The 12023-nt window shown below is 73.6% G+C and carries 12 protein-coding genes; 6 read left to right on the forward strand and 6 right to left on the reverse strand.

The window, feature by feature from the left end:
- The first annotated feature begins 175 nt into the window (after positions 1-175).
- Entirely contained in the window at positions 176-2149 is a 1974-nt protein-coding gene (locus tag ABTY15_RS16340; RefSeq protein ID WP_350587504.1) for an SEL1-like repeat protein, read from the forward strand.
- Between the two features lie 31 nt (positions 2150-2180).
- Here the strand turns inward: ABTY15_RS16340 and ABTY15_RS16345 are convergent, their stop codons facing one another.
- A complete protein-coding gene (locus ABTY15_RS16345) occupies positions 2181-2594 on the reverse strand; it encodes a Fur family transcriptional regulator (protein ID WP_350587505.1) in 414 nt (137 codons plus the stop codon).
- 113 nt (positions 2595-2707) lie between these two features.
- Between ABTY15_RS16345 and ABTY15_RS16350 the strand changes: the two genes are divergently transcribed.
- On the forward strand, positions 2708-4186 hold the full coding sequence (locus tag ABTY15_RS16350; protein WP_350587506.1) for a catalase: 1479 nt from the start codon (positions 2708-2710) through the stop codon (positions 4184-4186).
- A gap of 96 nt (positions 4187-4282) precedes the next feature.
- On the opposite strand, the gene hisN is transcribed toward ABTY15_RS16350, so the two are convergent.
- From hisN to ABTY15_RS16375, 5 genes are all read right to left on the reverse strand, one after another.
- Entirely contained in the window at positions 4283-5080 is a 798-nt protein-coding gene (gene hisN, locus ABTY15_RS16355) for a histidinol-phosphatase (RefSeq protein WP_350587509.1), read from the reverse strand.
- 68 nt (positions 5081-5148) lie between these two features.
- Positions 5149-5472, reverse strand: a complete 324-nt coding sequence (locus ABTY15_RS16360) for a DMT family transporter (RefSeq protein ID WP_350587511.1) — start codon at positions 5470-5472, stop codon at positions 5149-5151.
- Between the two features lie 123 nt (positions 5473-5595).
- Positions 5596-6651 (reverse strand): ribosome small subunit-dependent GTPase A, encoded by a 1056-nt coding sequence (gene rsgA / locus ABTY15_RS16365; protein WP_350587513.1) that lies wholly within the window; start codon positions 6649-6651, stop codon positions 5596-5598.
- Between the two features lie 15 nt (positions 6652-6666).
- Positions 6667-8004, reverse strand: a complete 1338-nt coding sequence (gene aroA / locus ABTY15_RS16370) for a 3-phosphoshikimate 1-carboxyvinyltransferase (protein WP_350587515.1) — start codon at positions 8002-8004, stop codon at positions 6667-6669.
- Between the two features lie 101 nt (positions 8005-8105).
- The gene (locus tag ABTY15_RS16375) at positions 8106-8846 is read right to left on the reverse strand and encodes a M50 family metallopeptidase (protein WP_350587518.1); all 741 of its coding nucleotides are present in this window, start codon (positions 8844-8846) and stop codon (positions 8106-8108) included.
- Positions 8847-8983: 137 nt separating this feature from the next.
- Between ABTY15_RS16375 and ABTY15_RS16380 the strand changes: the two genes are divergently transcribed.
- The 4 genes from ABTY15_RS16380 (at position 8984) to rsrA (ending at position 11881) form a co-directional block, all read left to right on the forward strand.
- Positions 8984-9736, forward strand: a complete 753-nt coding sequence (locus ABTY15_RS16380) for an SOS response-associated peptidase (protein ID WP_350587521.1) — start codon at positions 8984-8986, stop codon at positions 9734-9736.
- A gap of 19 nt (positions 9737-9755) precedes the next feature.
- Complete coding sequence (locus ABTY15_RS16385; protein ID WP_350587522.1) at positions 9756-10394, forward strand: alpha/beta hydrolase family protein; 639 nt, start codon at positions 9756-9758, stop codon at positions 10392-10394.
- Positions 10395-10742: 348 nt separating this feature from the next.
- Entirely contained in the window at positions 10743-11483 is a 741-nt protein-coding gene (locus ABTY15_RS16390; protein WP_502893512.1) for a sigma-70 family RNA polymerase sigma factor, read from the forward strand.
- Positions 11480-11881 carry a mycothiol system anti-sigma-R factor gene (gene rsrA / locus ABTY15_RS16395; protein ID WP_350587525.1) on the forward strand — a complete coding sequence of 134 codons (402 nt, stop codon included), beginning with the start codon at positions 11480-11482 and terminating at the stop codon, positions 11879-11881. Before ABTY15_RS16390 ends, rsrA begins: the two co-directional genes overlap by 4 nt.
- Positions 11882-12023 lie beyond the last annotated feature (142 nt).

The following is a 12023-nucleotide window of genomic DNA, read 5'->3' on the forward strand; positions in this document are numbered from 1 at the left end:
CGCCCGAATTCGGCCGGGGCAGGTGTACGCGGGTTGCGGGTGGTGCGACGATGGGACACATGGGGGACGGTGCGCGGCTGCTGACCAGCCGTCGGGTCCGGCGCCTCCCCTGGGGGCCCTCCCGGCCGTGGGCCGGAGGGCGATGCCGCGACACTCTGGGGGAGCGGGAGTCGGCATGAGGCTGATCGGCAAGAACGGGTCAGGCGCCAAGTCCGCGGCGGCCACCGAGGCGGACACCGACGCCTGGGCGGAGAGCGCCGAGAGCCGCCCCGGAGCCCTGCCCGCCCAGCGCACCAGCGGCCTGTCCGAACGCCCGTCGGTCACCGGCTACGGCCCCGACAGCCTGGTGCACGTGTCCGCCCGTCAGTTCACCGCCGCCGTCGGCCCCTACGGGGCGCAGGGCGCCGACGAACCGCTCGGTACCGCCGCCCTCGACCCGGCGGGCCTCGACACCACCAGCTTCGAGAGCGCGCTGGCCGCCCGGGAGAGCGCCGCACTGGAGGCCCGGCACCGGCAGGCCGCCGACGACGGCGACCCCGACGCCGCCAGCCGGCTCGGCACCCTGCTGCTGCGCCGGGGCGACCTGGAGGACGCCGAACCGTACCTGCGCGCCGCCGCGGCCGCCGGGGTGCGCGCCGCCGCCAACAACCTCGGCGTGCTGCTGCACCAGCAGGGGCACCGGGCCGAGGCCGCCCAGTGGTGGCGGCAGGCCGCGGTGGCCGGCAGCGCGCCCGCCGCGCACGCGCTCGGGCTCCAGCTGCGCGACCAGGGCGAGGAGGAGGCCGCCGAGTACTGGCTGCACTTCGCCGCCGACCACGGCCACCCGCTCGGCGCCTACGCGCTGGGCGACCTGATGGAGCACCGGCGCGACGTGCGCGCCGAGCGCTGGTTCAAGGTCTCCGCCGACGCCGGGCACCGGGAGGCCGCCTACCGGCTCGCCCGGATGCGCGAGGCCGCCGGGGACAAGGAGACCGCCGAGACCTGGTACCGCACCGCCGCGGCCCGCAGCCACGCCCGGGCCGCGCTGCGCCTGGGCGTGCTGCTGGAGGAGCGCGCCCGCACCGACCAGTCGCTGCTGGACGAGGCGGCCCGCTGGTACCGGCAGGCCGCGCAGAACGGCGAGCCGCGCGCGGCCTGCGCGCTCGGCTTCCTGCTGCGCGACTCAGGCGAGGTCGGCGCGGCCGCCGAGTGGTGGCAGGAGGCCGCCGAGGCCGGTGACGGCAACGCCGCCAACGCGCTCGGAGCGCTGCACGCCGGCCGCGGCGAGGCCAAGGAGGCCGAGCACTGGTACCGCACCGCGCTGGACGCGGGCGACCAGAACGGCGCCTTCAACCTCGGCCTGCTCTGCGCCGGCACCGGCCGCGACCAGCAGGCCGAGCAGTGGTACCGCCGGGCCGCGTACGCCGGGCACCGGGAGGCCTGCAACGCGCTCGCGGTGGTGCTGCTCCAGCGCGGCGAGGAGTCGGGCGCGGAGCCGTGGTTCTCCAAGGCGGCCGAGGCGGGCAGCGTCGACGGCGCCTTCAACCTGGGCGTGCTGCACGCCGGGCGCGGCGAGCAGCGGCAGGCGCAGGAGTGGTACGCGCGCGCCGCCGCCGAGGGGCACGGCGAGGCGGCGCTGCAACTGGCCGTCGTCCAGGAGCAGCGCGGCAACCTGGCCGGCGCCCTGGAGCGCTACCGGCAGGCGGCGGCGGGCGGTTCGGCGGAGGGCGCGTTCCGGCTGGCCTCGGTGCTGGACCGGCGCGGTGACGCGGACGCCGAGGCCGAGCACTGGTACGCGGTGGCGGCGGACGCCGGGCACCGCCGGGCGCAGGTGCGGATGGGCGTGCGGGCGGCCGAGCGCGGGGCGCTGGAGATCGCCGAGAGCTGGTACCGGCGGGCGGCGGAGGCCGGCAGCCGCAGTGCGGCGTTCAACCTGGGGCTGCTGCTGGCCCGGCAGGACAGCGAGGCGGAGGCGATGCTCTGGTACACCCGGGCGGCCGACGCCGGGCACGGCCGGGCCGCGCTGCGCCTGGCGCTGCTGGCGCTGCGCCGGGGCGAGCCGGTGCAGGCGGAGAACTGGTGCCGCCGGGCGGCCGACTACGGGCCGGCCGAGGTGGCCGAGCGGGCCGGGCGGCTGCTGGGCGCGCTGCACGCGGAGCTGAGCGCGTAGCGGACCCGCCCTCTGGCGTGGTCCGGCCCGTTCAGGGTCGGCAGTCGGGGCAGAGGCCGCGGTAGGTGATGTCGGCGCCGGAGACGGTGAAGCCGAAGCGTTCGGCGGGCGGCAGGGCGGCGAGCGGGTCGCCGTGCGGGTGGACGTCGCGGATCGCCCCGCAGCCGGAGCAGACCAGGTGTTGGTGGGCGCGGTGGGCGTTGGGGTCGTAGCGCCGGGCGCGGCCGTCGGTGGCGACCTCCAGGACCTCGCCGAGCGCGACGAGCTCGCCGAGGGTGTTGTAGACGGTCGCGCGGCTGATCTCGGGCAGGTGGGCGACGGCGCGGGCGTGCACCTCGTCGGCGGTGAGGTGCACGTGTTCGCCGTCCAGGACCTCGGCCACGACCCGGCGCTGCGAGGTCAGCCGCCAGCCGCGGGCGCGGAGTCGTTCCAGCAGGTCGCTCATGGTTACAGAGTAGGTCAGGCTCTGAGTTTGGTTCCAGTGTTGACTTGGACAAAGTCCAAGTTAGGATCGAGTCGTCACGACATCACGACCGGACCAGACGGAGGCACCCCCTGATGACGACCCAGGACGAGCTGCGACCCACCCTCACCACGGAGGCGGGTGCCCCCGTCGCCGACAACCAGAACACCGAGACCGCGGGCGTCGGCGGCCCGGCGCTCATCCAGGACCAGCAGCTGTTCGAGAAGCTCGCGCACTTCAACCGCGAGCGGATCCCGGAGCGCGTGGTGCACGCACGCGGCGCGGCGGCCTACGGCACCTTCACGGTGACCGCCGACGTGACGCCCTACACCCGCGCCGCGTTCCTGTCCGAGGTCGGCAAGGAGACCGAGGTCTTCCTGCGCTTCTCCACCGTCGCCGGCAACCTGGGCTCGGCCGACGCGGTGCGCGACCCGCGCGGTTTCGCGGTGAAGTTCTACACCGAGGAGGGCAACTACGACCTCGTCGGCAACAACACCCCGGTGTTCTTCATCAAGGACGCCGTGAAGTTCCCCGACTTCATCCACACCCAGAAGCGCGACCCGTACACCGGCTCGCAGGAGGCCGACAACGTCTGGGACTTCTGGGGCCTGTCGCCCGAGTCGACCCACCAGGTGACCTGGCTGTTCGGCGACCGCGGCATCCCGGCCACCTACCGCCACCTCAACGGCTACGGCTCGCACACCTTCCAGTGGCAGAACGAGGCCGGCGAGCACTTCTGGGTGAAGTACCACTTCAAGACCGACCAGGGCATCCGCAACCTCACCCAGGCCGAGGCCAACCGGCTCGCCGGCGAGGACCCGGACAGCCACCAGCGCGACCTGCGCGAGGCGATCGAGCGCGGGGAGTACCCGAGCTGGACGGTGCAGGTGCAGGTCATGCCGGCGGCCGACGCGGACGGCTACCGCTTCAACCCCTTCGACCTGACCAAGGTCTGGCCGCATGCGGACTACCCGCCGATCGAGATCGGCCGGCTGGAGCTCAACCGCAACCCCGAGAACGTCTTCGCCGAGGTCGAGCAGTCGATCTTCTCCCCGGCGCACTTCGTGCCCGGCATCGGCCCGTCCCCGGACAAGATGCTCCAGGGCCGGCTGTTCGCGTACGCGGACGCCCACCGCTACCGCGTCGGCATCAACGCCGACCACCTGCCGGTGAACCGCCCGCACGCCACCGAGGCGCGCACCAACAGCCGCGACGGCCACCTCTACGACGGCCGCCACGGCCGGCAGAAGAACTACGAGCCGAACAGCTTCGGCGGCCCGGTGCAGACCGGCCGCCCGCTGTGGGCCGCGACCACCGTCACCGGCGCCACCGGCAACCACGTGGCGCCCTCGCACGCCGAGGACGACGACTTCGTGCAGGCGGGCAACCTGTACCGGCTGTACTCGGAGGACGAGAAGCAGCGGCTGATCGCCAACCTGGCCGGCTTCATCGCCAAGGTCTCGGCCGACCGGGACGACATCGTCGAGCGGGCCGTCGAGAACTTCCGCAAGGCCGACGCCGACTACGGGCAGCGGCTGGAGACGGCCGTCCGGGAGCTGCGCAAGCAGCGGTAGTCACCCGGGCGCCGGTCGCCCCATGAGCGGCGGGCCCGGTCGAGCAGATGACTGTTCGACCGGGCCCGCACCATTGTTCTCGCCCCGAGGTGGGTCCTAGACGCTGAGGCGGCGCAGCGCCTCCTCGTGGAGCAGGCCGTTGGAGGCGACGGCGTCGGCGCCGCCGGGGCCGGGGACGCCGTCCAGGCCGGTGAAGCGGCCGCCGGCCTCCTCGACGATGATGCAGTTGGCGGCCATGTCCCAGAGCGAGAGCTCCGGTTCGGCGGCGATGTCGACCGCGCCCTCGGCGACCATCATGTAGGACCAGAAGTCGCCGTAGGCGCGGGTGCGCCAGCAGGCGCGGGTGAGGTCCAGGAACGGGTCGAGGCGGCCGCGCTCCTCCCAGCCGGAGAGGGAGGAGTAGGAGAAGGAGGCGTCCTCGATCCGGGAGACGCCGGAGACGTGGATCCGGCCGGCCTTGGCGAGGCTGCGGCCGGCGAAGGCGCCGAGGTCCTTGGCGGCCCACCAGCGGCGGTTCAGCGCGGGGGCGGAGACGATGCCGACCACCGGACGCTCGACGCCGTCCGGGCCGTCCTCCAGCAAGGCGATCAGGGTGGCCCAGACCGGGACGCCGCGGATGTAGTTCTTGGTGCCGTCGATCGGGTCGATCACCCAGCGGCGCGGGCCGGAGCCCTGCAAGCCGAACTCCTCGCCGAGCACCGCGTCGCGCGGGCGGGCGCGCTGGAGCACGCCGCGCACCAGTTCCTCGGCGGCCTTGTCGGCGTCGCTGACGGGGGTGAGGTCGGGCTTGGTCTCGATCTTCAGGTCGAGGGCGCGGAAGCGCTCCAGGGTGATCGAGTCGGCCGAGTCGGCGAGGACGTGGGCGAGTCGGAGGTCGTCGTGGTAGTCGGCCATGTCCGAACCCTAGCGAGCCCGCCAGGATCGGGACAGCGGGGCTCGCAGAGCGGGACGGCCGCTCTCTGTCAGTGGGCGGAGCCGCTGAGCTGGAGGCCGATCACGCCGGCGATCACCAGGGAGATCGAGACGATCTTGAGGACGGAGGTGGCCTCGTCCAGGAAGAGCATGCCGTAGATGGCGGTGCCGGCCGCCCCGATGCCGGTCCACACCGCGTAGGCGGGGCCGACCGGCAGGCTCTTCAGGGACAGGGTGAGCAGGCCGAAGCTGCCGAGGGCGAACACGCAGAAGCTGATGGTGGGCCAGAGCTTGGTGAAGCCCTCGCTGAGCTTGAGGTTGATCGCGAAGCCGGTCTCCAGGATTCCGGCCAGGATCACCAGGGCCCATGCCATCGCGTGCCCTTCCTGTCGATCGACGGGTCGGACCGCGCGGTGGCCCGACTTTCCTATGATCGCCAGGCTGGCGCGGTCCGACACCTCGAACGGCCGGAAACCGTCGGCGGCACGTCCGGAGGGTCAGTCGCCCTCGCGGGCCTCCTTGCTGGCCAGCAGTCGGCGCAGCGAGTAGAGCCGGGCCGCCTCGGCGTGGCCGTCGGCGACCCAGGCGTCCAGGGCGCAGTCCGGTTCGTCGTGGCTACAGGCGCGCGGGCACTCGACGGTGCCGGGCTCCAGGTCGGGGAAGGCGTGGATGACCCGGGACGGGTCGATGTGCGAGAGGCCGAAGGAGCGGAAGCCCGGGGTGTCGATCACCCAGCCCGGGTCGAGGGCCTTCTTCGAGCCGGGCTTGGCGCCGGGCGGCGGGGGCAGCCGCAGCGCCAGCGCCGAGACCGTGGTGTGGCGGCCGCGGCCGGTGACCGCGTTGACCCGGCCGGTCTGCCGCTGGCGGTCCGGTACGAGGGCGTTGACCAGGGTGGTCTTGCCGACGCCGGAGTGGCCGATGAACACCGTGGACAGGCCGCGCAGGTGCTCGCGGACGGCCTCGGCGCCGGCGGTCTCCAGCTCGTCGCGGCGGGTGACCACGTACTCGATGCCGAGCGGCGCGTAGGACTCCAGCAGCGGCGCGGCCGGGGCCAGGTCGGACTTGGTGAGCACCAGCAGCGGCTCCATGCCCGCGTCGTACGCGGCCACCAGGCAGCGGTCGATCAGCCGGGGCCTCGGCTCCGGGTCGGCCAGCGCGGTGACGATGGCCAGCTGGTCGGCGTTGGCGACGACGATCCGCTCGTACGGGTCGTCGTCGTCCGCGGTGCGGCGCAGCACCGAGCCGCGCTCCTCGACCCGGACGATCCGGGCGAGCGTGTCGGTGTCCCCGGAGAGGTCGCCGACCAGGCTGACGACGTCGCCGACGACGACGCCCTTGCGGCCCAGCTCGCGGGCCTTCATGGCGACGACCTCGCGCTCCTGCTTGGTGCCCGGGTCGATCAGGCAGGTCAGCCGGCCGCGGTCGACGGTCAGCACCATCGCCTCGGCGGCGTCCTCGTGCTTGGGCCGGATCCGGGTCCGCGGCCGGGAGCCCCGGCGGGCGGGGCGGTTGCGGATGTCGTCCTCGTCGGCGTCCTTGCCGTAGCGGCGCATGGCTTCAGTCTCCGCTCAGGCGTCCGCCGCCGCTTCGCCTTCGCCGAGCAGATCCGTCCACATGTTCGGGAAGTCGGGCAGGGTCTTGGCGGTGGTGGCCACGTTCTCCACCTGGACGCCGGGCACGGCCAGGCCGATCACCGCGGCGGCGGTGGCCAGGCGGTGGTCCTCGTAGGTGTGGAAGACGCCGCCGTGCAGCGGGCGCGGGCGGATCCGCAGGCCGTCCTCGGTCTCGGTGACATCGCCGCCGAGGTCGTTGATCTCCTTGGCGAGCGCGGCGAGCCGGTCGGTCTCGTGCAGCCGCAGGTGGGCGATGCCGTACAGGTGGGACTCGGAGTCGGCGAGCGCGGCGACGGCGGCGATCACCGGGGTGAGCTCGCCGACGTCGTGCAGGTCCGCCTCGATGCCGTGGATCCGGCCGGTGCCGGTGAACTGGAGGCCCTCGTCGGTGAACTCGCAGGCGCCGCCCATCTGCGTGTAGATCGCGCGCAGCTGGTCGCCGGGCTGGGTGGTGTGCTTGGGCCAGTCGCGCACGGTGACCCGGCCGCCGGTGACCAGGGCGGCGGCGAAGAACGGCGCCGCGTTGGAGAGGTCCGGCTCGACGACGAGGTCGCGGCCGATCAGGGCGCCGGGGGTGACCCGCCAGACGTCCTTCTCGCCGCCGTCCTCGGGGGCGTCGACCTGGACGCCGGCCAGGCGCAGCATCTCGACGGTCATCCGGATGTGCGGCAGCGACGGCACCGGGCCGCCGACGTGCCGGACCTCGACGCCGTGGTTGTAGCGGGCGCCGGAGAGCAGCAGGGCGGAGACGAACTGGGACGAGGAGGAGGCGTCCAGCTCGACCGGGCCGCCGTCGAGCGCGCCGGTGCCGTGCACGGTGAGCGGGAAGGCGCCGCGGCCGCCGTCGTCGATCCGGGCGCCGAGCGCGCGCAGGGCGTTGATCACGCCGTGCTGGGGGCGCTCGTAGCTGCGCGGGTCGCCGTCGAAGTGCACCGGGCCGTCGGCGAGGACGGCCAGCGGGGGCAGGAAGCGCATGACCGTGCCGGCGTTGCCGACGTCGATCGAGGCGGGGCCGCGCAGCGCGGGGGTCGGGATGACCCGCCAGGCCTCGCCGCCGCCGGTGCCGCCGGAGTCGTTGTTGACCTTCTCCTCGATGCCGACGCCGAGGGCGCGCAGGCCGTCGGCCATCAGCTGCGAGTCGCGGCTGCGCAGCGGGCGGCGCACCCAGCCGGGTCCGTCGGCCAGTGCCGCCAGCACCAGGGCCCGGTTGGTGACCGACTTGGAGCCGGGGATGGTGACGGTGGCGTCAACGGGGGTGGTCGCGACGGGGGCGGGCCACAGGGTCTCGGTCATGTGGGCCAGTTTAGGGGCCGTACCGGAACGGCCCCTGCCGTGGCCGGATGGCGGAACGGGGGCGGCCTGGTGAAGGGGTTGTCGTCAGTGCGAGGGTCGCGTCACTGCAGGGGCTGGAGCAGCCAGCTCGCGCCGAGGGCGAGGCAGGCGAGGGCGATCAGCAGGAAGACGGTGATCCACGCCAGGCCGGGCACGTGGGTGAGCCGGGCGAGCTGGTCGGCGTCGGAGTCGCGGGCCCAGCCGGCGCGGCGCTGGTGCTGGAGTTCCAGGACCGGGCGGACGGCGGCGAAGAGCAGGAACCAGCAGCCGAGGTAGGCGAAGCCGGCCTGGACCTCGGCGCTGCCGAACCAGGAGACCAGGAAGAACGCGCCGCCGGCGACCAGCACGATGAACAGGCCGTAGGCGTTGCGGATGCGGATCAGCAGGGCGAGCAGCAGGACGACGGCCAGCCACAGCAGCAGGGTGATCCGGTCGGCGGCGAGCAGGGCGGCGCAGCCGAGGCCGAGCAGGGCGGGCGCGGGGTAGCCGGCGGCGGCGGTGAGGATCATGCCGGGGCCGGTGGGGCGGCCGTAGGAGAGGGTGAGGCCGGAGGTGTCGGAGTGCAGCCGGATGCCGGCGAGCCTGCGGCCGGTGGCGCGGGCGACCAGGCCGTGGCCGCCCTCGTGGGCGATGGTGACCGCGTTGCGGGTGACGTGCCAGACCGGGCGGACGAGGACGGCGAGCAGGGCGACGGCGCCGGTGGTCAGGACCAGCCAGCCGGGCGGGGCGGGCTGGGTGCCGGTGACCTGGTTCCACAGTTCGCCGATGGTGTGGTCGGTGGGGTGGGCGGGGTGGGCGCTCATGTCGCGGCTTCGCCTCCGTTCGCTGCGTTGGGCCGTTCGGGGCAGCCTCCCATGCGGGGACGGGTGGGCGGGAGCGGGTGGTTCTGATCGTGGGATGAAAAGGTGGTGAGGACGGCGGGCGTGGCAAGCTGACCGGCATGTGCGGTCGCTTCGCCTCCAGCAGCAAGCCCGAGGACCTCGTCGAGCTCTTCGGGGTCGAGCAGTGGGACCCGGCGGAGACGCTGGCGCCGAACTGGAACGTCGCCCCGACCAACAGCGCGTTCGTGGTGCTGGAGCGGGTGGCGAAGGGCTCGTCCCGGGTGGTGCGGCAGCTGCGGGTGCTGCGCTGGGGGCTGGTGCCGCAGTGGTCGCGGTCGGCGGAGACCGCGGTGAAGATGATCAACGCCCGCTCGGACACGGTGCACGAGAAGCCCGCGTATCGGCAGGCCTTCACCTCGCGCCGGTGCATCCTGCCGGTGGACGGCTACTACGAGTGGCAGACCGTGCCCGCCGAGCGCGGGAAGCCGCGCAAGAAGCCGTTCTTCGTCTCCCGGGCGGACGGCGCGCCGCTGGCGCTGGCCGGGCTGTACGAGTTCTGGCGCAACCGGGCGGTGCCGGCCGACCACCCGGAGGCGTGGCTGGTGACCTTCACCGTCGTCACCACGGACGCCGAGGAGTCGCTGGCGCCGATCCACGAGCGGATGCCGCTGTTCCTCGACCCGGCGTCCTTCGACGCCTGGCTGGACCCGGGGCTGAGCGAGCCGGACGAGCTGCGCCGGCTGCTGATACCCCCGCCGCCGGGCGCGCTGCTGGCCACCCCGGTGTCGCCGGCGGTCGGCAGCATCCGCAACAACGGCCCGGAGCTCACCGAGTTCTGGGAAGAGGTCGAGTACGAGACGACGCTGTTCTGAACGTTCTGGAGCGACTGAGATGACCACCACCGAGATCGTCCCCACCGGGGCCGGGGACGCCCGGATCACCTACCACCGGGCCGCCGCGCCGAGGGCGGTGCTGGCGCTCGGCCACGGCGCCGGCGGCGGGACCGGCGCCCGGGACCTGGTGGCGCTGGCCGCGGCGCTGCCGGCGCGCGGGATCACCGTGGCGCTGGTCGAGCAGCCGTGGCGGGTGGCCGGGAAGAAGCTGGGGCCGGCCCCGAAAACACTGGACCTCGGCTGGACGCCGGTCGCCGAGCGGCTGGCCGGGGCGGGCCTGCCGCTGGTGGTGGGCGGGCGCAGCGCCGGGGCCCGGGTGGCCTGCCGCACCGGGGCGGCGACCGGAGCGGTGGGGGTGGTGGCGCTGGCGTTCCCGCTGCACCCGCCGGGCAAGCCGGAGAAGAGCCGGGCGGAGGAGCTGCTGGAGTCGGGGCTGCCGACGCTGGTGGTGCAGAGCGAGGCGGATCCGTTCGGCGGGCCGGCGGAGTTCCCGGCGCTGCCGACCGGGCACGAGCTGGTGGCGGTGCCGTACGGGAGCCACGGGTTCGAGGTGCCGAAGCGGGCGCCGGTGGGGCAGGACGAGGTGCTGGAGCTGATCTGCGGAGCGGTCGGGGACTGGGTGCTGGGGCTGCTGTGATGACGGTCGGGGACTGGGTGCCGGGGCTGCGGTGAGGGCGGCCCGGACGGCTTCGGGGCCGCGGTGAGCAGGGAGTTTCCGGTCGCTCACCCCTGCGGGTGAATCGGGCGCCGGGGCGGGAATGCGGACGCGGGCGGGGTGGTTGACACCCTCGTCAGCGTGATTCCCGGTGGAGAGGCAGGGCAGATGGGTTCGATCGCGTGCCCCGAGCGGCCGGAGGAGCGAGAGGCCGCCACGGCGTTCGCCCCCGCCTGGTCCGACTGGATTGTCGCGGGCGAGAAGCCCGTCAGCCCGATATCCTCCATTTCGGGGCGGCCCGGTGTGGGCCGTGGTCGTCATGCCGAGGAGGTGGGTCCGGTCGTCGGGACCGAGCACGAGGCCGAGCCGGGCCGGGGCCCGGAGGAGGGTCGGCCCGTGGGCGAGGCGCTCACCGGTGAGGAGCTGGCCGAGGCGATCGGTGAGGACACCTTCCGGGTGTCCGCGGAGGAGTCCGAGGAGGCCCGGCGGGAGCGCTTCGAGCGCGATGCCCTGGGCTACCTGGATCCGATGTACTCGGCGGCGCTGCGCATGACGCGCAACCCGGCGGACGCGGAGGACCTGCTCCAGGAGGCGTTCGCCAAGGCGTACGCGTCCTTCCACCAGTTCCGTGAGGGTACGAACCTCAAGGCCTGGCTGTACCGCATCCTCACCAACACGTTCATCAACTCGTACCGCAAGAAGCAGCGGGAGCCCCAGCGCACCGCGGCCGAGGAGATCGAGGACTGGCAGCTGGCCCGCGCCGAGTCGCACATGTCGACCGGTCTGCGCTCGGCCGAGACCCAGGCGCTCGACCACCTCCCCGACAGCGATGTGAAGGACGCGCTCCAGGCCATCCCGGAGGAATTCCGGATCGCCGTCTATCTCGCGGACGTAGAAGGCTTTGCGTACAAGGAGATCGCGGACATCATGGGTACTCCCATCGGTACGGTGATGTCCCGGCTGCACCGCGGCCGCCGTCAGCTGCGCGGCATGCTGGAGGATTACGCCCGCGAGCGCGGGCTGGTCCCGGCCGGCGGGGCAGGGCAGGAAGCGAAGGGCTCGGGCTCATGAGCTGCGGCGATCCGCACGAAACCGAGTGTGGCGAGGTCCTCGACCACCTCTATGAATTCCTCGACAACGAAATGGCCGAGGGTGACTGCGCCAAGCTACGCGTGCACTTCGAGGAGTGCTCGCCCTGCCTGAAGCAGTACGGGCTGGAGCAGGCGATCAAGGCGCTGATCAAGCGTTCCTGCGGCTGCGACGACACCCCGACCGACCTCCGCAGCAAGGTGCTGGCCAGGATCGACTCGATCCGGGCCGGGCAGCGCTCGGGCGAGCAGGTGGTCGTCGACACCTCGGTCGAGATCCACGTCGAGACGGCGCGGCCGGCGCCGACGGTCGCCGACGCCCCCGGTGGGCCGGCGGCCCGCCCCGGCGCGCCGGTCGAGGCGGGCGCCCAGGTGGAGTAGCCCGCCGGGCCCGCCGCCGAGGGCGGGCCGGGCGGTTCGGACACGGAGCCGAACAGGTGACAGATTTCGAAATCTGTTCGCTGTTATCTGTTATCTGTTATCTGTCGGCTGTCACCTGACATCTGTCCGCCGCCGGCTGCCA

The organism is Kitasatospora sp. NPDC097643, assembly GCF_040302625.1.
Taxonomy (GTDB): Bacteria; Actinomycetota; Actinomycetes; order Streptomycetales; family Streptomycetaceae; genus Kitasatospora.